Annotated in this window: 28 protein-coding genes; 18 read left to right on the top strand and 10 right to left on the bottom strand. The window is 66.8% G+C overall.

What is annotated here, in order from left to right:
* Positions 1 to 147: 147 nt before the first annotated feature.
* The 5 genes from Q9Q95_RS02120 to Q9Q95_RS02140 all read left to right on the top strand — a co-directional run bounded on the left by Q9Q95_RS02120 (position 148) and on the right by Q9Q95_RS02140 (position 3,264).
* Positions 148 to 807, top strand: a complete 660-nt coding sequence (locus Q9Q95_RS02120; protein WP_306093407.1) for an HAD-IA family hydrolase — start codon at positions 148 to 150, stop codon at positions 805 to 807.
* Positions 804 to 1,022: a hypothetical protein gene (locus Q9Q95_RS02125; protein WP_306093408.1), complete on the top strand. Its 219-nt coding sequence runs from the start codon at positions 804 to 806 to the stop codon at positions 1,020 to 1,022. Before Q9Q95_RS02120 ends, Q9Q95_RS02125 begins: the two co-directional genes overlap by 4 nt.
* The gene (locus tag Q9Q95_RS02130; RefSeq protein ID WP_306093409.1) at positions 1,019 to 1,699 is read left to right on the top strand and encodes an ATP12 family chaperone protein; all 681 of its coding nucleotides are present in this window, start codon (positions 1,019 to 1,021) and stop codon (positions 1,697 to 1,699) included. The genes Q9Q95_RS02125 and Q9Q95_RS02130 overlap by 4 nt, the downstream gene beginning before the upstream one ends.
* A 127-nt stretch (positions 1,700 to 1,826) precedes the next feature.
* Entirely contained in the window at positions 1,827 to 2,864 is a 1,038-nt protein-coding gene (locus Q9Q95_RS02135; protein WP_306093410.1) for a DNA/RNA non-specific endonuclease, read from the top strand.
* Positions 2,854 to 3,264, top strand: coding sequence for a hypothetical protein (locus tag Q9Q95_RS02140; protein WP_306093411.1), 411 nt, complete (start codon positions 2,854 to 2,856; stop codon positions 3,262 to 3,264). Before Q9Q95_RS02135 ends, Q9Q95_RS02140 begins: the two co-directional genes overlap by 11 nt.
* Positions 3,265 to 3,464: 200 nt before the next feature.
* Here the strand turns inward: Q9Q95_RS02140 and gmk are convergent, their stop codons facing one another.
* The 5 genes from gmk to Q9Q95_RS02165 form a co-directional block, all read right to left on the bottom strand.
* Positions 3,465 to 4,115: a guanylate kinase gene (gmk, locus tag Q9Q95_RS02145; RefSeq protein WP_306093412.1), complete on the bottom strand. Its 651-nt coding sequence runs from the start codon at positions 4,113 to 4,115 to the stop codon at positions 3,465 to 3,467.
* Positions 4,116 to 4,151: 36 nt separating this feature from the next.
* Complete coding sequence (locus Q9Q95_RS02150) at positions 4,152 to 4,355, bottom strand: hypothetical protein (protein WP_306093413.1); 204 nt, start codon at positions 4,353 to 4,355, stop codon at positions 4,152 to 4,154.
* Positions 4,352 to 4,543, bottom strand: coding sequence for a hypothetical protein (locus Q9Q95_RS02155; RefSeq protein ID WP_306093414.1), 192 nt, complete (start codon positions 4,541 to 4,543; stop codon positions 4,352 to 4,354). Before Q9Q95_RS02155 ends, Q9Q95_RS02150 begins: the two co-directional genes overlap by 4 nt.
* 197 nt (positions 4,544 to 4,740) lie before the next feature.
* Positions 4,741 to 6,135 carry a class II fumarate hydratase gene (gene fumC / locus Q9Q95_RS02160; protein ID WP_306093415.1) on the bottom strand — a complete coding sequence of 465 codons (1,395 nt, stop codon included), beginning with the start codon at positions 6,133 to 6,135 and terminating at the stop codon, positions 4,741 to 4,743.
* A gap of 173 nt (positions 6,136 to 6,308) precedes the next feature.
* Positions 6,309 to 6,791 (bottom strand): SspB family protein, encoded by a 483-nt coding sequence (locus tag Q9Q95_RS02165; RefSeq protein WP_306093416.1) that lies wholly within the window; start codon positions 6,789 to 6,791, stop codon positions 6,309 to 6,311.
* A gap of 100 nt (positions 6,792 to 6,891) precedes the next feature.
* Between Q9Q95_RS02165 and hisB the strand changes: the two genes are divergently transcribed.
* The 11 genes from hisB to Q9Q95_RS02220 all read left to right on the top strand — a co-directional run bounded on the left by hisB (position 6,892) and on the right by Q9Q95_RS02220 (position 15,702).
* Complete coding sequence (hisB, locus tag Q9Q95_RS02170; RefSeq protein ID WP_306093417.1) at positions 6,892 to 7,479, top strand: imidazoleglycerol-phosphate dehydratase HisB; 588 nt, start codon at positions 6,892 to 6,894, stop codon at positions 7,477 to 7,479.
* A complete protein-coding gene (locus Q9Q95_RS02175; RefSeq protein WP_306093418.1) occupies positions 7,479 to 7,763 on the top strand; it encodes a YciI family protein in 285 nt (94 codons plus the stop codon). Before hisB ends, Q9Q95_RS02175 begins: the two co-directional genes overlap by 1 nt.
* Positions 7,760 to 8,362: an imidazole glycerol phosphate synthase subunit HisH gene (hisH, locus tag Q9Q95_RS02180; RefSeq protein WP_306093419.1), complete on the top strand. Its 603-nt coding sequence runs from the start codon at positions 7,760 to 7,762 to the stop codon at positions 8,360 to 8,362. The genes Q9Q95_RS02175 and hisH overlap by 4 nt, the downstream gene beginning before the upstream one ends.
* A gap of 154 nt (positions 8,363 to 8,516) precedes the next feature.
* A complete protein-coding gene (gene hisA / locus Q9Q95_RS02185) occupies positions 8,517 to 9,248 on the top strand; it encodes a 1-(5-phosphoribosyl)-5-[(5-phosphoribosylamino)methylideneamino]imidazole-4-carboxamide isomerase (RefSeq protein ID WP_306093420.1) in 732 nt (243 codons plus the stop codon).
* Between the two features lie 106 nt (positions 9,249 to 9,354).
* Positions 9,355 to 10,122 (top strand): imidazole glycerol phosphate synthase subunit HisF, encoded by a 768-nt coding sequence (hisF, locus tag Q9Q95_RS02190; protein ID WP_306093421.1) that lies wholly within the window; start codon positions 9,355 to 9,357, stop codon positions 10,120 to 10,122.
* A gap of 155 nt (positions 10,123 to 10,277) precedes the next feature.
* Positions 10,278 to 10,466 carry a hypothetical protein gene (locus Q9Q95_RS02195; protein WP_306093422.1) on the top strand — a complete coding sequence of 63 codons (189 nt, stop codon included), beginning with the start codon at positions 10,278 to 10,280 and terminating at the stop codon, positions 10,464 to 10,466.
* A gap of 32 nt (positions 10,467 to 10,498) precedes the next feature.
* Positions 10,499 to 10,816, top strand: a complete 318-nt coding sequence (locus Q9Q95_RS02200) for a phosphoribosyl-ATP diphosphatase (RefSeq protein ID WP_306093423.1) — start codon at positions 10,499 to 10,501, stop codon at positions 10,814 to 10,816.
* Between the two features lie 116 nt (positions 10,817 to 10,932).
* Complete coding sequence (locus Q9Q95_RS02205) at positions 10,933 to 11,310, top strand: histidine triad nucleotide-binding protein (RefSeq protein ID WP_306093424.1); 378 nt, start codon at positions 10,933 to 10,935, stop codon at positions 11,308 to 11,310.
* A 98-nt stretch (positions 11,311 to 11,408) separates the two neighbouring features.
* Positions 11,409 to 12,947, top strand: a complete 1,539-nt coding sequence (locus tag Q9Q95_RS02210; protein ID WP_306093425.1) for an amino acid permease — start codon at positions 11,409 to 11,411, stop codon at positions 12,945 to 12,947.
* Between the two features lie 282 nt (positions 12,948 to 13,229).
* A complete protein-coding gene (locus Q9Q95_RS02215) occupies positions 13,230 to 14,990 on the top strand; it encodes a VWA domain-containing protein (RefSeq protein ID WP_306093426.1) in 1,761 nt (586 codons plus the stop codon).
* Between the two features lie 73 nt (positions 14,991 to 15,063).
* A complete protein-coding gene (locus Q9Q95_RS02220) occupies positions 15,064 to 15,702 on the top strand; it encodes a hypothetical protein (protein WP_306093427.1) in 639 nt (212 codons plus the stop codon).
* A 49-nt stretch (positions 15,703 to 15,751) separates the two neighbouring features.
* Here Q9Q95_RS02220 and Q9Q95_RS02225 read toward each other — a convergent pair whose 3' ends face one another.
* Positions 15,752 to 17,047, bottom strand: coding sequence for a hemolysin family protein (locus Q9Q95_RS02225; protein WP_306093428.1), 1,296 nt, complete (start codon positions 17,045 to 17,047; stop codon positions 15,752 to 15,754).
* Between the two features lie 128 nt (positions 17,048 to 17,175).
* Between Q9Q95_RS02225 and Q9Q95_RS02230 the strand changes: the two genes are divergently transcribed.
* On the top strand, positions 17,176 to 17,853 hold the full coding sequence (locus Q9Q95_RS02230; protein WP_306093429.1) for an OmpA family protein: 678 nt from the start codon (positions 17,176 to 17,178) through the stop codon (positions 17,851 to 17,853).
* A 94-nt stretch (positions 17,854 to 17,947) separates the two neighbouring features.
* Here Q9Q95_RS02230 and Q9Q95_RS02235 read toward each other — a convergent pair whose 3' ends face one another.
* From Q9Q95_RS02235 to Q9Q95_RS02245, 3 genes are all read right to left on the bottom strand, one after another.
* Complete coding sequence (locus Q9Q95_RS02235; protein ID WP_306093430.1) at positions 17,948 to 18,400, bottom strand: nucleoside deaminase; 453 nt, start codon at positions 18,398 to 18,400, stop codon at positions 17,948 to 17,950.
* Between the two features lie 143 nt (positions 18,401 to 18,543).
* The gene (locus tag Q9Q95_RS02240; protein WP_306093431.1) at positions 18,544 to 18,735 is read right to left on the bottom strand and encodes a YqaE/Pmp3 family membrane protein; all 192 of its coding nucleotides are present in this window, start codon (positions 18,733 to 18,735) and stop codon (positions 18,544 to 18,546) included.
* Complete coding sequence (locus tag Q9Q95_RS02245; protein ID WP_306093432.1) at positions 18,735 to 19,130, bottom strand: hypothetical protein; 396 nt, start codon at positions 19,128 to 19,130, stop codon at positions 18,735 to 18,737. The genes Q9Q95_RS02240 and Q9Q95_RS02245 overlap by 1 nt, the downstream gene beginning before the upstream one ends.
* 54 nt (positions 19,131 to 19,184) lie before the next feature.
* Here Q9Q95_RS02245 and rpmB point away from each other — a divergent pair, with 54 nt between their 5' ends.
* Positions 19,185 to 19,484 (top strand): 50S ribosomal protein L28, encoded by a 300-nt coding sequence (gene rpmB, locus Q9Q95_RS02250; RefSeq protein WP_306093433.1) that lies wholly within the window; start codon positions 19,185 to 19,187, stop codon positions 19,482 to 19,484.
* Positions 19,485 to 19,503: 19 nt separating this feature from the next.
* Here the strand turns inward: rpmB and Q9Q95_RS02255 are convergent, their stop codons facing one another.
* Positions 19,504 to 20,526: an esterase-like activity of phytase family protein gene (locus Q9Q95_RS02255; RefSeq protein WP_306093434.1), complete on the bottom strand. Its 1,023-nt coding sequence runs from the start codon at positions 20,524 to 20,526 to the stop codon at positions 19,504 to 19,506.
* Between the last annotated feature and the right edge of the window lie 169 nt (positions 20,527 to 20,695).

Raw genomic sequence — 20,695 nt, forward strand, 5'->3', positions numbered from 1 at the left:
AGGGGGACCAGCGAAGCTGGTGGAGGGGCCGCGCCGCAGGCGCGGGTCTCGCGCGCCGATAGCGGTTCCGCCGTCTGCGCGGCGGCCCCTCCACCACGCGCGTTGCGCGCGGTCCCCCTCCCCGAGCAAGCTCGGGGAGGAATTGTGATGAACCGCCTCGCCCTCTTCGATTGCGACGGGACCCTCGTCGACAGCCAGGTCAATATCTGCCGCGCGATGGAAGAATGCTTCGCCGTCTCACGGCTCGATCCGCCGCCGCGCGCGGCGATCCGCCGGATCGTCGGGCTGAGCCTCGTCCCCGCCATCGCGCAATTGCTCCCCTCGGCCGAGGCAGGGCAGCACGAAGCGATGGCCGAGGACTATAAGCGCGCCTTCTTCGCGATGCGCGCGAGCGGCGCGCTCGACCCCGAGCCGCTGTTCCCCGGCGTCGCCGACGCGATCGAGACGCTCGACGCCAAGGGCTGGCTGCTCGGCGTCGCCACCGGCAAGTCCGATCGCGGACTCAGGCACATCCTCGAGCATCACGGTCTCGCCCGCCGCTTCGTCACGCTGCAGACCGCCGATCGCCACCCCTCCAAGCCGCACCCCTCGATGATCCACGCCGCGATGGCCGAGGCCGGCGCCGCGCCCGAGACCACCGCGATGATCGGCGACACCAGCTTCGACATATTGATGGCGCGCGCGGCCGGGGCGCATGCGGTAGGTGTTGCATGGGGCTACCACACCATGCATGAATTGCGCGAGTCGGGCGCGCACCATGTCGTCGAGCATGCGGCGGCGCTGCCCGCGCAGCTGGAGGCCCTATGACCGACGCCGACCGTCTGGCGCGGAAGCGCTACTTCCTGATCATGGCAGTCAATTTGATCGCGACCGCGGGCGCAGTGCTCGGGCTGCTCGTCGCCGGGCGATCGAACGTCTGGGAAACCAGCGTGCTGGGAGGCGCGATCCTTCTCTCGGCTTTGTACGTCATGGCGGTGGTGCCGCGCGCGATGGCGCGACGCTGGAAGACCCCACAGCCGTGAAGCGTTTCTGGAGAGACGTGACGGTCGAGCCGGGCAACGGCATCGCGCTCGACGGCCGGCCGGTGCGCACCCCCGGCCGCGCCGCGCTGGCCGTGCCGACGGGCGCGCTCGCCGAGGCGATCGCCGAGGAATGGCGCGCCGTCGGCGACACGCTCGATCCGCGCGCGATGCCGCTGACCGGGCTCGCCAACGCCGCGATCGACCGGATCGCCCCCGATCCCGCCGCCTTCGCCGCGGGGCTGGCCAAATATGGCGGGAGCGACCTGCTCTATTACCGCGCCGACGAGCCCGCGGCCCTGGTCGACCGCCAGGCCGCTTCATGGGACCCTTTGCTCGACTGGGCGCGCGGCCGCTATGACATCCACTTCGAGCCGGTGACCGGCGTGATGCACCGCGCCCAGCCCGAAGCGACGATCGCGCGGCTGGCCGAGGCCGTCGCCGCGCTCGACCCGTACCGCCTCGCCGGCCTGTCGCCGGTGGTGACGATCGGCGGATCGCTGGTCGCCGCGCTCGCGCTGATCGAGGACGCCGCGACGCCCGAAGCGGTGTGGCACGCCGCGCATGTCGACGAGGATTGGCAGGCCGAGCAATGGGGCGAGGACACGCTCGCGACGCAGGCCCGCGCGGCGCGGCGGGCGGAGTTCGATGCAGCGGTAAGGTTTCTGGGGCTGGTTTAGGCCAAAACCAAACCGCTCCATTCTGGACGTATCTTCCATGGCCTCGCTGGCCACCGGCCCTCCGGCCGTTGACTTGTAGGAAAATGTTGCTCAAATGTTCTCGCCCTCTCTGAGAGCGGGGTGACCTATGAACATGTCAGTAGAGCAGCGCCGACGCGACTTTAGCGTCTGGATGCGTACGGGCCGCTGGCCATTACGTGAGGACTTGCGAAAGCGCGAGTTCAAATTCAATCCGTGGCACGATCCAAAAGACGGCCAGTTTACGTTCAGCGGCGCAGGCCGATATTATGGCCCGGGCAGTTCGAGACGGAGCGATCAGCGGAACCAGGCCACTCCAGATATCGAATATGTCAATGATCCCCGCCTGCCCTCCATTTCGACTCGCGAGGAGGTGGAGGCTTGGAGGACCAAGGAACTGGCCGAACGCGGCCACCTTCCCGAATACCGGCGCGCCATCGAAGAACAGTATCGCCGTTATCTGCACCAGCTCGCCCATCCGGTACCTGCCAATGCAACCAACGCCGGCTTGTCCGATCGTCCCACGCCCTCCCCTTCAGGCCAGGAATCCAGCCCAAGGAGAGAAGCGGGCTTCCTTGGAGGAGGCGGTAGCGTTGGCGGCGGCGGTGCAGCCGGAGAGTGGTCAGCGCCAGTGCCGCCAGAGGTGCAGGACGGCCGTTCGTCGCGTGAAGGAAGGTTCAGCGGCCGCCAACGTCCGACCAGTCCAGAAGATCGATGGCGCCACGTTGCACGCAATGGGTATCTCTATGAGATCGACGAGCAGAATCGCACGCGGCGAGTGTCGGGCGAGATCAGCCTCAATCCCGCTCAGGGACGTTCACGATCCGCGCAACGCGCCGCAGGCGGCCCCGACAGGCGCGCGGGTGATCAAGGCGGGCATTATATAGCGCGTCGGTTCAACGGGCCGACCGAAGCTTTCAATCATTTCGCCCAGGATGGGAATTTCAATAAGAGTGACTATGCCAAACTGGAGGAACAATGGGCGAGGGCCAAGCGCCTCGGCAAAAATGTGCGGGTCAAGATTGTTCCTGTTTATGAAGGCTCGTCCCAGCGCCCGTCGGCAATCAACGTATGGTTTTGGATAGACGGTATACGGCATAGTAAAAAATTCCCGAACGAGCCGCAGGGAGGAAATAATGGAAAATAATAGGACTGAGGAATTACTCAACCTGATCGGGCAACTACTCGCCGAAGACACGGAATATCCGCTAGACAACACTCTGTTGCACGCTGAGGTAGGGCGTGCCTTCGTCGGCCCCTCCATCTTCAAGGATAGGGGGAACCACATACTCTATCGCGATCCCGATCTCGATCGGCTGGGCGATGCGCTGCTCGATCTATGGGAAGCGCAGCAAGACGAGAAGCGTTGGGCCGAACTCGAATATATCGTCCGCAACGGCCGGTTCGAGGCAACCTTCATCTATCCCGAGGAAATTGATCTGGACGAAGAGCCGCTCGACCGCAGAACGCGGATCGTAGCGCAATATTTCGGGGATAAACCAATTGTCTATCCTCCCTTCGAGGAGGACGACAGTTTCGGGCTTTGAAGCACATGTCCCTCGGGGCGCTGGCGGGCAAAGTAGAGGGGAGCACGCGACGGAGCATCACGTGCTAATGTGCCGACCGCATCTCAGCTCTATTCCTTGCAATCAATGCATTGAAGCGTGTCAACCGACGCCGGCAAAACCTCCAGCGTGTCAACCGTGTCAACCGGACCTCCCGCGCCGGCCCCGGCAGCGCCGTCGCGCTACTTGTTCAGCCCCCGGATGAACCCGATCAGCCCCGTCTGCCGCGAGCGCCGCAGCCGTTCCGCCTTGACGATCGTGTGCACCGATTCGAAGCATTTCTCGACTTCGTCGTTGACCAGCACATAGTCGTAACCGTCCCAGTGGCTGACCTCGGCGGTGGCGCGGGCCATGCGGGCGTCGATCACTTCGATCGAATCGGTCGCGCGGCGGAGCAGCCGCTCGTGCAATTCCTTGAGCGAGGGCGGCAGGATGAAGGCGCGGACCACGTCGCCGCCTGCGAGCTGGAAGAGCTGCTGCGCGCCCTGCCAGTCGATGTCGAACAAGACGTCGCGGCCCGCGGCGAGGATCTTGTTCACGCCCTCGCGCGGGGTGCCGTAGCGCTGATCGAAGACGTGCGCCCATTCGAGGAATTCGTTGTTCGCGACCATCTCGCGGAATTTCTCGAGGTCGACGAAATGATAGTCGACGCCGTCGACTTCGCCCGGGCGCATCGGCCGGGTGGTGTACGACACCGACATTTCGAGAAACGGATCCGCTGCGAGCAATTTGCGCGCGATCGTCGATTTGCCCGCCCCCGAAGGCGAGGACAGCACGAAGAGGACGCCGCGGCGGCGGAATTTGTGCGGATCGTTCTCGGTGCGATGGGGCATGGGCGCTACTGGCGTGGGGACTCGGGTCCCGTCAAGTCAGACGCGCGCGTCCCGCTTCCGGCGCCGGTCCTTCGCGAGCCGGTACAACCCATAACCGCCGGCGAGCAGCAGCCCCGGCGCGCCCATCCGGGTAATCGCGCGCTGCGCGACATAGCCGAGCGCCGCACCCTTCAATCCGCCGCGGCCGTCGCGCCGGTCGATCTGGCTGCCGACCAGCGCGCCGATGAGGTTGCGGATCATGCCTGCACCTCCTCGCGGGAGAAGCGGTGCACCGCATAAGCGATCCCGCCAAGGACGAGCGCGGCGGGAACCACGCGCTTGCCGACTTCCCAGACCGCCACGCCCGCCAGCGCGCCGAGCGTGCCGCCCTCGCCGTCGCGGCGGTCGATCCTGTTGCCGAGCCAGCCTGCGATTGCCTTGCCGATCATGGAATGCTCCCGATGATGTTCGGGAGCTAAGCGGCTGAAGCGCCAGCAAGTTCCTCCCCGAGCTTGCTCGGGGAGGGGGACCAGCGAAGCTGGTGGAGGGGCGGCGGGCGCAGTCCACCGGCTATGCCGACGCCCCCTCCACCACCGCTGCGCGGCGGTCCCCCTCCCCCAGCAAAGCTGGGGGAGGAATGATAAGATTACCGCCCGACCATCGTCTCTGGCCGGACATATTGGTCGAACGTCGCCTCGTCGACCAGGCCCAGCTCGAGCCCGGCCTGTTTGAGCGTCAGCCCCTTCTCGTGCGCGTACTTCGCGATCTTGGCCGAATTGTCGTAGCCGATCACCGGCGCCAGCGCCGTCACCAGCATCAGCGAACGCCCGACCAGATCGGCGATCTGCTTCTCGTTGGCCTCGGTGCCGTCGACGCAGCGCTCGGCGAAGCTGGTCATGCCGATCGCCAGCAGGCTGATCGAGCGCAGCACATTGGCGCCGATCAGCGGCATGAACACGTTCAATTCGAAATGGCCCTGCATTCCGCCAACGGTCACCGCCTGATGATTGCCGATCACCTGCGCCGCGACCATCGTCAGCGATTCGCACTGAGTCGGGTTGACCTTGCCCGGCATGATCGAGCTGCCCGGCTCGTTGGCCGGCAGCGACAGCTCGCCAAGGCCCGAGCGCGGGCCAGAGCCGAGGAAACGGATGTCGTTGGCGATCTTGTTGAGCGCCACCGCCAGCGTGTTGAGCGCGCCCGAGAAGAAGACGAGTCCGTCCTTGGCGGCAAGCTGTTCGAACTTGTTGGGCGCGGGCTCGAACTCCGTGCCGGCGATGTCGCTGATCGCCGCGGCCATGTCCTCGGCCCAGCCCTCGGGCGCGTTGAGCCCGGTGCCGACCGCGGTGCCGCCGATCGCGAGCTTGCGGATATTGCCGTTCAGCGCGCCCTCGATCCGCGCCTTGCAGCTCACCAGCTGTGCGGCATAGCCGGAGAATTCCTGGCCGAGGGTCAGCGGCGTCGCGTCCTGGGTATGGGTGCGGCCGATCTTGACGATGTGATCCCAGGCTTCGGCCTTGGCGGTCAGCGAGGCGGTGAGTTGCGCGAGCGCCGGCAGCAGCACGTCGCGCGTCGCGATCGCAGTGGCGACGTGGAGCGCGGTCGGGAAGCTGTCGTTCGACGACTGGCTCATATTGACGTGATCGTTGGGATGCACCGGCGACTTGCCGCCGCGCGCGCCGCCCAGCACCTCGTTGGCGCGGCCGGCGATCACTTCGTTGACGTTCATGTTGGTCTGGGTGCCCGATCCGGTCTGCCAGATCACCAACGGGAACTGATCGTCGAGCTTGCCCGCGACGATCTCCTGCGCCGCGGCCTCGATCGCGTCGACCAGCTTGGCGTCGAGCCCGTGCTTGCGGTTCACCCGCGCCGCGGCCTGCTTCACGATCGCCTGGGCGTGGACGATGCCGAGCGGCATCCGTTCTTGTCCGCCGAACGGGAAATTCTCGATCGAGCGCTGGGTCTGCGCACCCCAATAGGCGTTGGCGGGGACTTCGATGGCGCCGATCGAATCGGTTTCGGTGCGGGTTTCCTGAGTCACACAACCTCCGTTCGCCCTGCGCTTGTCGAAGGGCGATTCTTCTGTTGCAGGCGCTCTAGAAGGAAGTACGCCCTTTCGCCAACCCCACCCGTCACCCGGCGACAGTCGGGACCTCAGGCCGCTGACGCAGCCTTTGCGGCACGAGATCCCGGCGTGCGCCGGGATGACGAAGCCTATTTCTTCCGCTTGAAGTCCACCGAGACGACGTTCGAGCCGTCGTCCGCCGGCGTGATCGTCGGGCCGTCATTCTCGGCCTCTTCGTGCGGCTCGGGCCCCTCGGGCACGTCCTGCGCCTGGAAGCGCAGCTCGAAATTGACCGCGGGATCGTGGAAGCCGGTGATCGCCGAGAACGGGATGTTGAGCATCGCAGGGACCTGGTTGAAGCTCAGCCCGACCGAGAATTTCTCGTCGTCGACCTTCAGATCCCAGAAGCGATGCTGGAGGACGATCGTCATCTCGTCGGGAAAGCGCTCGATCAGCCGCTGGGGAATGTCGACTCCGGGCGCGTGCGTCTTGAAGGTGATGTAGAAATGATGCGCGCCGGGCAGCGCCTGCGTCGCGGCGACCGAGCCGAGCACGCGGCCGACCACGGCACGCAACGCCTCCTGGACGATCTCGTCATAGGGAATCAGGCTGTCGGGCACGGTACCGGTCATAGGCCTTGGGTAGCGTCTCGTGCCCACGGGTCAAGCGTATGCTGCTTGCCCCCAAGCAAGCCTATTTTGCTTGGGACCGCATGGACGCTATGGGGGCGCGATGCGCACCGCCACGATCAGCCGCAAGACGAGCGAGACCTCGGTCGACGTAACCGTCAATCTCGACGGCACCGGCGCCTATGCGGTTTCGACCGGCATCGGCTTTTTCGACCATATGCTCGAGCAGCTCAGCCGCCATTCGCTGATCGATCTCGAGGTGAAGACGGTGGGCGACCTCCATATCGACCAGCACCACACCGTCGAGGATACCGGGCTCGCGATCGGCGAGGCAGTGGCGAAGGCGCTCGGCGACAAGAAGGGCATCCGCCGCTACGCCGACGCATTGTCGCCGATGGACGAGACGCTCACCCGGGTGGCAATCGACATTTCGGGGCGCCCCTTCCTCGTCTGGAAGACCGAATTCAGCCAGAAGCGCCTCGGCGAGATGGACACCGAGATGTTCGAGCATTGGTTCCACAGCTTCGCCCAGACTGCGGGCGTGACGCTCCATGTCGAAACGCTTTACGGCAGCAACAACCACCATATCGCCGAGGCTGCGTTCAAGGGCCTCGCCCGGGCGCTGCGCGAGGCTGTCGAGATCGATCCGCGCAAGGCGGACGCGATCCCGAGCACCAAGGGAATACTGTGATGATCGTCGCGATCCTGAGCTACAAGGTGCCGATCGAGACGGTCGACCTGCACCGCGCCGCGCATATCGAATGGCTGCGCGAACGCTATGCCGACGGGACGATGCTCGCCTCGGGCCGCCAGACGCCGCCGACCGGCGGAGTGCTGCTGCTGCGCGGAACGCGCGCAGCGGCCGAGGCTTTGCTCGCTGCGGATCCGTTCGCAGTGCACCAGGTCGCCGATTACGCGCTCACCGAATTCACCCCGACGATGACCGCGCCCGGGCTGGAAGCGCTGACCGGATGAGCGTCGCGCTGATCGATTACGGCGCGGGCAATCTCCATTCGGTCCATAACGCGCTCAAGGCAGCGGGCGCCGAGGGGCTCGTCATCACCGCCGATCCGGACGTAGTGACGAAGGCCGACCGGATCGTCTTGCCCGGCGTCGGCGCATTCGGCGCCTGCGCCCGGGGCTTGCGCGAAGTCGACGGGATGATCGCCGCGCTCGAGCAGCGCGTGCTGGACGCAGGCGTACCGTTCCTCGGCGTCTGCGTCGGCATGCAGCTGATGGCGAGCCGCGGCGAGGAGCTCGGCACGCATGAAGGGCTCGGCTGGATTCCCGGCGTGGTCCGGCACTTGCCGCCTTCCCCCGATGTACGCGTTCCGCACATGGGCTGGAACGACGTGATCCCGGTCGGCGAACATCCGCTGATCGAGCCCGGCGAGGCCTATTTCCTCCACAGCTTCGCCTTCGAGGGCGACCACGTCCTCGCCACCACCGAACATGGCGTCCCGGTCACCGCCGCGATCGGCCGCGACAATCTGGCCGGCGTCCAGTTCCACCCCGAAAAGAGCCAGCGCTACGGCATCGCGCTGCTGGAGAGGTTCCTCACATGGCGGCCGTGATCGATCAAATCCTCCCCGAGCTCGTCTCGGGGAGGGGGACCATCGCGCAGCGATGGTGGAGGGGCGGCCGGCGTAGCCGGCGGGCTTCGCCCGCCGCCTCTCCACCAGCCTGCGGCTGGCCCCCCTCCCCCAGCAAGCTGTGGGAGGAATTTTGATGTCGCCCCTCATCCTCTTCCCCGCCATCGACCTCAAGGCCGGGCAGGTCGTCCGCCTCGCCGAGGGCGATATGGACCGCGCTACGATCTATGGCGACGATCCCGCCGCGCAGGCCGAGATCTTCGCGACCGCCGGCGCCGAATGGCTCCACGTCGTCGATCTAGACGGTGCGTTCGCGGGTGAGTCGATCAACGGCGCAGCGGTGGCGGGAATCCTCGCGCGCTTCGGCGGCAAGGTCCAGCTGGGCGGCGGTATCCGCAACCGCGAATCGATCGCGCGCTGGCTCGATCTCGGCGTCGCGCGCGTGGTGATCGGCACCGCGGCTTTGGAGAATCCCGACCTCGTCCGCGAAGCCGCGCGCGAATATCCCGGCCGGATCGTGGTGGCGGTCGACGCCCGCGACGGCATGGTCGCGACGCATGGCTGGGCCGATGTCTCGGACGTGTCGGTGGTCGATCTCGCCCGGCGGTTCGAGGATGCCGGGGTTGCGGCCCTGTTGTTCACCGATGTCGGCCGCGACGGATTGCTCAAGGGCTGCAATGTCGAGGCGACGGTGGCGCTCGCCCGCGCAGTGAGGATCCCGGTGATCGCCAGCGGCGGCGTGACCGATATCGGCGACATCCATGCATTGCGACCCCATGTCGCAGATGGCGTCGAAGGCGTGATCACCGGACGGGCGCTGTACGACGGCCGGCTCGATCTGGCCGAGGCGATCGAGGTGGCGGCGTGATCCTCTCTCTCCGTTCGTTTCGAGCGAAGTCGAGAAACGGCCAAGCCACGCCCAGTCCCGGTTTCTCGACTTCGCTCGAAACGAACGGATTTGGAGCTTTCCCAGGATGACCGTCCGGGCCCGAATCATCCCCTGCCTCGACGTCGCCAACGGCCGCGTCGTCAAAGGCGTCAATTTCGTCGACCTGATCGACGCCGGCGATCCGGTCGAGCAGGCGCGCGCCTATGACGCCGCCGGCGCCGACGAGCTCTGCTTCCTCGACATCACCGCCAGCCACGAGGCGCGCGGGACGATCCTCGACGTCGTTCGCCGCACCGCCGAGGTCTGCTTCATGCCATTGACCGTCGGCGGCGGCGTGCGCGGGGTCGAGGATGCCCGCGCATTGCTGCTCGCCGGGGCCGACAAGGTCGCCGTCAACTCGGCGGCGGTGTTGCGTCCCGAGATCGTCGGCGAGATCGCCGAGCGGATGGGCAGCCAATGCGTCGTCGCCTCGGTCGATGCCCGCAGGGTCGCAGAGGGCCGCTGGGAAGTCTTCACCCATGGCGGCCGCCGCGAGACCGGGATCGACGCCGTCGCCCATGCGCTCCGCCTCGCCGAACTGGGCGCAGGCGAATTGCTCGTCACATCGATGGACCGCGACGGCACCCGCGACGGCTATGACCTCGAACTGATCCGCACGATCGCCGATCGGGTGACCGTCCCGGTGGTGGCATCGGGCGGAGTCGGCAATCTCGGGCATCTGGTCGCGGGAATCCGCGATGGCCATGCCAGCGCAGTGCTCGCGGCATCGATCTTCCATTTCGGCGAGGCCAGCATCGCCGACGCGCATGCCGCGCTGGCGGCTGCGGGGATTTCGGTACGCAGCCAAAACTAGTCGTCACCCCGGCCTTGTTCCGGGGCCCACGGTGCGGCTGGAGATGTCCTCGAAGCTCTTGTCCAGCTTTCGCGGATGCGTGGCCCCCGGCAAAAGGCCGGGGTGACGAAATAGAGCTTAACCGTTCGCCAACTCGGCCGGGCTACACCTCCCATATGTTCCGCATCGCCCTTGTTCTGCTGATCGCGACGCCGGCCCTCGCCACCGCGCATAGCGGCGTCGCAGGATCGCGTTCGATGCCCGAGCTCTCCGACCTCGCATTGTTCGCGTGCGCCGCGTTCGGAATATGGTTCGTGCGCAGCCGGCTGCGTGCGCGTTTCCGCCGCAACGCCCCCAAGGATTGACAGCCGCGTCCCGCTCCCGCAGCCGGAACGGCATGGCAGATATTCTCGACGCGCTCGAAGCTGTGATCCGCGAACGCCGGGGCGGCGATCCGGACAGCTCCTATGTCGCCCGGCTGACCGCCAAGGGTCGCGCCAAGATCGCCCAGAAGCTCGGCGAGGAAGCCGTCGAGACGGTGATCGCCGCGATCGAGGACGACAAGGCTGCGCTGACCGGGGAAGCCGCCGACCTGATCTTCCACCTCGCGGTGCTGCTCGCCGACGCGGGGCTCAGCCTCGACCATGTCCGCGCCGAGCTCGCCCGCCGCGAAGGCGTGTCGGGAATCGACGAAAAGGCGAGCCGCGCGCGATAATGCGCTCCCCTCCCGCTTGCGGGAGAGGCCGGGGGAAGGCATTGCCTCGCACCAGCGATGCGGGACCGGAGGCTACCCCTCCCCCTAATCCCTCCCGCAAGCGGGAGGGGAATTGCATGCCCATCGACGCCACCCGGCCCTATGACGACCAGAACATCTTCGCCAGGATCCTGCGCGGCGAGATCCCGTCGAACAGGGTCTATGAGGACGATCACGCCCTCGCCTTTCACGACATCAATCCGCAGGCGCCGCAGCACATCCTCGTGATCCCCAAAGGCGCCTATGTCAGCTGGGACGATTTCGCCGCCAAGGGCTCGGACGCCGAGATCGCCGGCTTCGTCCGCGCGGTCGGGCAGGTCGCGCGCGCGGCGGGGATGGTCGAGCCCGGCTACCGGCTGCTCGCCAATGTCGGACCGGATGCCCATCAGGAGGTACCGCACCTCCATGTGCACATCTTCGCCGGCCGCCCATTGGGGCCGATGCTCGCGCGCTGAGCTGCCGCACTAAGGGATTGCGCGCACGGCTTTTGCGGCTAGGCTCGCGCCTTTCAAATACGGGCGGCGCGAACCGGCGCCGCGAAGGGGACCACTCAATGATATTCGGGCGCGTAAAACCTCTCGACGCGATCCTCGCGACCGCCGAGAAGAAATCGCTTCATCGCTCGCTCGGCGCCTTCCAGTTGACGATGCTCGGCATCGGCGCAGTGATCGGCACCGGCATCTTCGTTCTCACCGCCGAGGCTGCGCAAAAGGCCGGCCCCGGCATGATGGTCTCGTTCATCATCGCCGGCGTGGTCTGCGCCTTCGCAGCGCTCTGCTATGCCGAGATGGCGTCGATGGTCCCGGTCTCGGGCTCGGCCTACACCTATAGCTACGCGGTGATGGGCGAGCTGATCGCGTGGATGGTCGGCTGGGCGCTGATCCTCGAATATGCCGTCGCCGCCGGCGCGGTGTCGGTCGGCTGGTCGGGCTATGTCGTGGGTCTGATCGAACATACGTTCAGTATCGACATACCCGATACCTTGGTGCTCGGGCCGCTCGACGGCGGGCTGATCAACTTGCCCGCAATGTTCATCGCCGGCCTCGTCACCTGGCTGCTGGTGATCGGCACCAAGGAGAGCGCGACGATCAACGCGATCCTCGTCACGATCAAGGTGACTGCGCTCACCGTGTTCATCGTGCTGGCGATCCCGGTGATGAACAGCGAACAATTCTCGCCCTTCGCCCCCACCGGCTTCATCGGCATCTCGATGGCGGCGGCTTCCATCTTCTTCGCTTATGTCGGCTTCGACGCGGTCTCGACTGCGGCCGAGGAGACCAAGAACCCGCAGCGCAACATGCCGATCGGCCTGATCGGTTCGCTCGGCATCTGCACGATCTTCTACATCCTCGTCGCCGCCGGCGTGATCGGCGCGCCGGGCCTTTCCACCCAGCCGGTGACCGCCGGCGGCATCGCACTCGAGCCAGGCAGCCGCGAACTCGCCGCACAGTGCGCCGCGCGCGCTGCGGAGGGCCTCAAGGACGTGGTCTGCTCGAAGGAAGCGCTGGCGTTCACCCTGCGCGAGATCGGCTGGCCGCAGATCGGCAACCTGCTCGGCCTCGCCGCCGGGCTGGCGCTGCCGTCGGTCATCCTGATGATGATGTTCGGCCAGACCCGCATCTTCTTCGTGATGAGCCGCGACGGTCTGCTCCCGCAGGCCTTTTCGAAGATCCACCCGAAGTTCAACACGCCGCACGTGATCACGATCATCACGGGCGTCGCGGTGGCGCTGTTCGCGGCCTTCTTCCCGGTCGGTCAGCTCGCCAACATCTCGAACTCGGGCACCTTGTTCGCCTTTGCCGCGGTCTCGATCGCGGTGATGGTGATCCGCCGCACCGAACCCAACCGCAAGCGGCCATTCCGCACCCCGGCGGTGTTTGTCACTGCGCCGCTCGCGATCCTCGGCTGCGTCTATCTGTTCATCAGCCTCGATCACAAGAGCATCATCCTCTTCCTGATCTGGGCGGCGATCGGGCTGCTCGTCTATTTCGGTTACAGCCGCAGCCGCAGCCATGTCGGCCGCGGGATCATCGATGTGCCCGAGCACGAAGCCTATGAGGAACTCGATCCTCCGGTGCCCGGTACGCACTGAGGCTTTAGGCAGAACAGGAAAGGGCCGGAGCGATCCTCCGGCCCTTTTTCTTTCCCTCTCCCGCGTGCGCCGTCCCCTCTCCCGCTTGCGGGAGAGGGGGAGACGGACCGAAGGTCTGGCGATGGGTGAGGGTTCAGTGGGAATGACCGTGCGGTCGGTCCCACTGAACCCTTGCAACCTTAATGATATAGAATATCATCACCGTTCATCCGCCGGTCATCCAGCCGGCGCAATTATCGTCGCAACGGCCCGCCAGCGGTCGGCAACCATGGGGAGAAAGACATGTCGCGTTCCGCGTTGATGCTCGGTTGTTCCGCCGTCCTGCTCACGTCCGCCGCCCCGCCGCCGCCCAAGGCAATCCCGCCCGCCGTCGGGCAGGATCGGCACTCGCCGGTGCGCTGCGTGCGCGAATCGTCGGTCGTGGTGAGTGGAATCCGCCACAGTGCCGCAACGCGCTATGCCCCGCCGCCCATGCCGATCGCGCCGCCGCCACCGATGATGGCGCCGCCGCCACCGTCCGAGCCGATGCCCGCGCCCGCTTACGCGCCGCCTGTCGCCGAAGTGAAGGCGCAGGCGCTGCGCCGCCTGCCCGGCGTCGCGATCGCCCCTGCCCCCTATGGCGCGCCCGGCAACACCGAGCGCTATGACGGCAAGGAAGTCGCCGCGATCCAGCAAGTGCTCGCCAACCCGGTCTCGACCTTCTCGGTCGATGTCGACACCGGCGCCTATGCGAATGTCCGCCGCTTCCTGACCCAGGGACAGGACGTGCCCGCCGCGGCTCTGCGCACCGAGGAGATGATCAACTATTTCCGCTACGATTATCCGCGCCCCGATTCGCGCGAGGCGCCGTTCAGCATCACCACCGATGTCGCCGCCACGCCGTGGAACCCCGACACCCGGCTGCTCCGCATCGGGCTGCGCGGCTATGACGTGAACGCGGCAGGCCGCCCGCCGGCCAATCTCGTCTTCCTCGTCGATGTTTCGGGATCGATGTCGAGCGAAGACAAATTGCCCCTCGTCAAGCGCGCGCTGACCATGCTCGCCGATCGGCTGACCGCGAAGGACCGGGTGTCGATCGTCGTCTATGCCGGCGCGGCGGGCGTGGTGCTCGAGCCCACCCACAAGAAGGAATATGTGAAGGCCGCGCTCGAATGCCTCGACGCGGGCGGGTCGACCGCGGGCGGCGACGGCATCAAATTGGCCTATTCGGTCGCGCGGGCGAACTATCTCGAAGGCGGGATCAACCGCATCTTCCTCGCCACCGACGGCGATTTCAACGTCGGAATCAGCGACAACAAGGTGCTGGAGGAACTGGTCAGGAAGAACCGCGACGACGGCATCACGCTGACCACGCTGGGCTTCGGCACGGGCAATTACAACGAAGCGATGATGGAGCGCATCGCCGATGTCGGCAACGGCAACTATGCCTATATCGACAGCGCGATGGAGGCGCAGAAGGTGCTCGACGACGAGCTCAGCGCGACGCTTTTCACCATCGCGAAAGACGTCAAGGTCCAGGTCGAGTTCAACCCGGTACAAGTCAGCCAGTACCGCCTGATCGGCTATGAGAATCGCGCGCTCGCCGAGGAGGATTTCGCCAACGACACCGTCGACGCCGGCGATATCGGCGCGGGGCATCAGGTGACGGCATTGTACGAGGTCGTCCCGGCAGGCGCCGCCGGCTGGACGCCCGAGCGGCGTTACGAGGGCAATCGCCCTGCCGTTGCCCCCACTACCGCCAATGAGTTCGCGAACGTGAAATTGCGCTACAAGCTGCCCGGCGAGGCAAATTCGCGGCTGATCGAGCGCCCGGTGTCGGCCGGCCTTTTGCGTACCGCACAGGCGCCCCGCGGCGACATGGCCTTCGTCACGTCGGTCGCGGCATTCGGCCAGCGGCTGCGCGGCGACAAATATCTGAATGGCTATGGCTATCGCGACATCGGCGCGCTCGCCGGGGCTTCCGACAATTACTGGCGCAGCGAGTTCGCCCGGCTGGTCCGCCTCGCCGGCGCGGGACAAGGTTCGGTCGCCTCGGTCGACTGAGCCGGCTGGACGCTGCGGAATCCGGCGCTATGCAGTTGAGATTGCGTGACTGCATGGCGTCGGGAGCAAGTGAATGAACGATACGGCCTGGCAGACGGGTGGCCCGCTGATCGAGGGTGGACCGGTCTGGCTCACTCTGTCCTTCGTGCTGATCGGCCTCGGCATTCTCCTTGCCCTGTTCGTCCTCGCCTGGGGCACCCGGCTGGCGAAGCGGCGGCAGCAGGCGCGGCAGGAACTCGAAGCGCGCGGCGAGCTCGGCGGTTCGGTCGAGCCCGCCCCGCCGGTTCGCCCGATTGCAGTTCCTCCGGTAGCGCCTCCGCCGCCGCCGATTGCCGATACCCCGACCATCGCCGCCGCCCCGGAACCGGATCCCGAACCTGCACCGCTCGCCGACGAGCCGATCGCCGCCGCCGCGCCGCTCGACGCTTCGCCCGCGACGCTCGCCGCGTCCGATCCGGCCCCGAGCGCATCCGGCGCCGACGATCTCACCCGGATGAAAGGCGTCGGCCCGAAGCTCGCCGAACGGCTGAACGCGCTCGGCGTCACCAGCTTCGCCCAGCTCGCTGCGTTCGGCCCCGCCGAAGCCGAGGCGCTCGACGCCCAGCTCGGCAGTTTCCAGGGCCGCATCCACCGCGACCGCTGGATCGAGCAAGCCGGCTTCCTCGCCCGCGGCGATCAGGCGGGCTATGAAGCGGTATTCGGCAAGCTGTAACTTACGGGAGTAGCGTCATCACGCTCCTTGCGGACCTCCCCCCTCGGGATCAGTCCGCCTGGCGCACGAGCAATTTGTCGATCTTGCGCCCGTCCATGTCGACGATCTCGAAGCGCCAGCCCTGCTCGGCGAACACTTCGCCTTCCTCGGGCAGATGCTTGAGCACCGCGAGCGCCAGTCCGGCGACGGTGGCATAGTCGCGGTCCTCGGGCAGATCGAGGCCGAGCCGTTCGGCGAGCGCATCGGCAGGCATCTGGCCCGACACCAATAAGGATCCGTCCTCGCGCACCACGAGGCTCGGCGTGTCGCCCGGCACCGCATCCGACGCGAAATCGCCGGCGATCGCCGCGAGCAGATTGGCAGGCGTCACGATCCCTTCGAAATGGCCATATTCGTCATGGACCAGCCCCATCGGCACCTCGGCGCGACGCAGCGCGCCCAGCGCGTCCATCGCATCGACCTGATCGGGCAATACCGGCGCCACCCGCATCAGCCGGCGCAGGTCGAGCGTCTCGCCGCGGAACAGCGCTGCGGCGATATCGCGCGCCTGGACCACGCCGATCACCGAATCGACCGAGCCTTCCGCCACCGGCAGCCGCGTGTGCGGCGTCGCGAGCAACGCGTCGCGGATGCCGGCCGCATCGAGATCGACGTCGAGCCAGTCCACGTCGGTGCGCGGGGTCATCACTTCGCGCACCGGCCGATCGGCGAGCCGGACCACGCCCGAGATGATCGAGCGCTCATGCTCCTCGATCACGCCCGACCGCGACGCCTCGGCGACGATCAGATGGAGCTCCTCGGCAGTGACGCGGTTCTCCGATTCGCGGTTGAGCCCGATCAGCCGGAAGATCAGAGCGCTCGATTTGTCGAGCAGCCACACCACCGGCGCAGTGATCCGGCTGAGCCACAGCATCGGGATCGCCATCACCGCGGCAATCGGCTCGGGCGAGCGCAAGGCGAACTGCTTGGGCACCAGCTCGCCGATCACCAGCGAGGCATAGGTGGTGATCGCGATCACCAGCGTGATCCCCACCGTCCGAGCAGTTTCGGCATCGAGCCCGAGCCCTTCGATGCGCTGGGCGACCGGCGTGCCGAGGCTCGCGCCCGAATAGGCGCCGGCGATGATCCCGATCAGGGTGATGCCGATCTGCACGGTCGAGAGGAACTTGCCCGGATCGGCGGCGAGCCGAATCGCCGTCGCGGCGCCGCGATGGGTCCGCGCCAAAGCCTCGAGCCGCGCGGTGCGCGCGGAGACGATCGCGAGTTCGGACATCGAGAAGACGCCGTTGATGGCGATCAGCACGAGGATGATCGCGACGTCGATCCAGGGAAAGGGAGCTGGCATGATGTAGCGCCTCCATATCCGCACTGGGCCGCGCTTCACAACCGCGCTATTTGCGAAGCTTCGATGCGCAGGCGGAACAATGCCCCGCGGTAACGGGTTTTGCGCCGCAGGGACCAAAAGGAGCCGTCATGACCTTCACTCGCAAGGCGCTCGTCGCCGCAGCGCTCGCCGCCACCACGCTCACTGCCGCCTGCGTCACCGATCCGGTCACCGGCGAACGCCGCGTCTCGAAAGCGGCGATCGGCGGCGGCGTCGGGGTGCTCGGCGGCTATCTGCTCGGCGATCTCGTCGGCGGCCGCAACGATCGCACCGAGAAGATCATCGGCGCGGGCATCGGCGGCCTCGCCGGTGCCGGAATCGGCGCATATATGGACCGCCAGGAGCAGGAACTGCGTCGCCGCACCGCGGGCACCGACATCCGGGTGATCCGCCAGGGCGACGATCTGGTGCTCAACATGCCTTCGAACGTCACCTTCGCGACCAATGAATCGAGCGTCCAGCCGCAATTTCGCGCCACGCTCGATCAGGTGGCCGATGTGCTCAAGCAGTACAACCAGACCTATATCGACGTGTACGGCCACACCGATTCTACCGGCAGCGACAGCTATAATCTCGCCCTGTCGCAGCGCCGCGCCGCCTCGGTCGCCGATTATCTGTCGGCGCGCGGCGTGCAGAGCGCCCGGCTCGGCACCCGCGGCTTCGGCGAGACCCAGCCGGTCGCCGACAACGAAACCGAGCAAGGCAAGGCCGCCAATCGCCGGGTCGAGATCAAGCTGGTCCCGATCACCCAGCAGGATGTCGGCTGACCCGGCCTGGTGCTCCTGCGAAAGCAGGAGCCCAGGGCCGCAAACGGCCGCCCGTGACTCCGGGCCCCTGCTTTCGCAGGAGCCCTGAAGCGCTTCATCCCCGCCGCGCCCTGAAGAAATCCCGCAACAGTGCCCCCGCCTCGCTTTCGCCGATCCCCGAATAGATTTCGGGCCGGTGATGGCATGTCGGCTGGGCGAAGAAGCGCGCACCGTGCTCGACCGCACCGCCCTTGGGATCGCTCGCGCCGTAATAGAGCCGCGCGAGCCGGGCGTGCGCGATCGCACCCGCGCACATCGCGCAGGGCTCGAGCGTCACCCACAGATCGCAACCCTCGAGCCGTTCCTGACCTAGGATCCGCGCTGCCGCGCGAATTGCGAGCATCTCGGCATGCGCGGTGGGATCGTGGAGCGCGCGCGGCGCATTCGCCGCGCTGGCGATGACCTTGCCCTCGCGGACGATCACCGCGCCGACCGGCACTTCGCCCGCCTGCGCAGCGGAACGCGCGGCATCGAGCGCAAGGCGCATCGGTTCGGGGAGCGGGAACATCGCGGTGATCTACCGCCCCTATCCCCCTTCGTCACCCCGGCAGCAGTGCCGGGGTCCACCGAGAGGTCGGGACAGAAGCAGGAGGCGAAAAGGGCTCGTTCGCGGCGCAGTGGACCCCGGCACTGGGGCCGGGGTCACGGCGACTATGCGGCCACAGGCGTGCTCTTCGCGCCGCGCCCCTCCCGCATCACCGTCCACAATGCGAACGCCACGCCCGGCAGGAAGCCCAGCACCGTGAGCCCGCACGCGATCAGGAAATCGCGCCCCGGTCCGCGCGTCAGATAGACGCCGAGCGGCGGCAGCAACACTGCGGCGACGATTCGCCCGGCCCGCATTATTTCGCCGCGGGCGTCGGCGATGCGCCCGGCGCCTGCTTCACGTCGATCGTCGGCAACACCACGGTCGCTTTCTTCATTTCCACCGTCGGCACCTCGACGGTTCTGGCGGTATTGCCGATCCCGACGCTGCCCGTCTCGGCGCTGATCTTGGGCAGTTCGCCGCCCTGGACGCTCACTGTCGGCAGGCTGCCGCCGCGTTGCTGATTGAATGACAGCATGCCGGTCGCCATCGCCGCGACAACGCCGAGGGCGATCAGCCCGATCAACACGAGGATTGCACGCATCGCCTTTGTCTCCCGGATCGAATCGTTTGCGTAATAACGCCACAAACGCCATGGAGGTTGCGTCGGGCTGGCGCTTTGATCGGCGAATCGGTTGACGCACCCGGCCATACCCGCTATCGGCGCGGCCTTTCCGGCTTATGCCAAAAACCAGGATTTAAAGCGATGTCGCGCATTTGCGAGCTGACCGGCAAGGGCCGGCAGGTGGGACACAACGTCTCCCACGCCAACAACAAGACCAAGCGCACGTTCCTGCCCAATCTGCAGAACGTCACGCTGATGTCGGACACGCTGGGCCGCAGCATCCGCCTGCGCGTCTCGACGCACGGCCTGCGCTCGGTCGAGCATAATGGCGGCCTCGACAATTGGCTGCTCAAGGCCAGCGACGACGATCTGTCGCTGCGCGCGCGTCGCCTGAAGCGCGAAGTGCGCAAGGCGTCGACCGCCGAGAAGACCGCGGCCTAACGGCTTTTGCGGATTGGCGTCAGCCCGTTCCCTTCGCGGGGGGCGGGCTTTTCGCTTGCCCGGCGTCGAGCGGCAGTTCGAGCCGGAATTTGAGCAGCAGCGACTGCTCCCAGAACTCCCCATTGTCGTCCGAGGCGATCCACACGATCGTGTCGGCGCCCTCGCGGGTGACTGCCAGCGCCTCGAAATTGTCGTGCTGCACCGGGCGCTCGAAACTGGCCAGTTCGACTCCGCGTGCCGCCGCCCCCGCACGCAGGCCGCGTAAATCGACCAGCACCAATTTGGCGGTGAACAAGCCTGACAGCGACAGCCGGCGATTGAGCACCAGCAGCCGGCCGTCGGGCAATTCGGCCATGTCGGTCGGGTCGTAATTCGTGGGCGGCACGTAAGCGAGGCGCTCCGGACGCACCCCTTCGGCCGGATCGCCGGCGAAGCGCAACACGATTCGCGCACCGGGCATGCCCTTGGGTCGCGCCGTCTCGCTGATCACGAGGAACTGGCCGCCGCGCAGCCGCACCATTGCCTCCGCGCCGCCTGCGATCGACCAGTCGGCCATCGCCGCCGGCCGAATATGCCGTTCGGCACGGGTCAGGCCCGGATCGTAGCGCCAGATCGCATTGCGATTCTCGAAACCGACCCAGACGCGCCCGCTCGCCGGGTCCCACGTCATCGATTCGGAATCGCGGTGCCGCTTGATCGCGCCGGTGCCCGGGCCGGGCAGATCGGCGAAGCGGACCTCGCGCGGGTGCAGGTCCGCCCCCATCCGGAACGCGACGAGATTGCCGCCGTCGCTGAGCAACGTGAATCTGTCGTCCACCACTCGCATCGCCGAAAAGCCGCCAAATGCGGGATCGCTGCTCGTGAGCGCCAGCCCGCCCAGATAAGTGAGTGCCCCGAGCTTCGTCCGCGCCGGATCGGCGCTATCCAGCCGTACCGGCGTCGCGGCCATCTCGGGGCGATCGCCGAGCACCGCACGCGGCTCGATCCCGGAGGCAGTGACGGACAGCATCAGGAACGTGGATAGCGGAAGGGCGAAACGCATCTGCGCGGTCATAGCCGTTCGGCCCGGGCGAGCCAGCGGCAAAGATGAACCTCAGATAACCAGCCCGTTCAGCAAACGCCAAGGCGCAGCGGTTATAGGCGGCACGGTAGTGTGCGTATCGAGGTCCTCGCGTAGCGTATCGAGGACCGGGGGCCGGCTCCTTTCGGGG

It is taken from the genome of Sphingomonas sp. DG1-23, assembly GCF_030730875.1.
In the GTDB taxonomy this organism is placed as follows: domain Bacteria; phylum Pseudomonadota; class Alphaproteobacteria; order Sphingomonadales; family Sphingomonadaceae; genus Sphingomonas.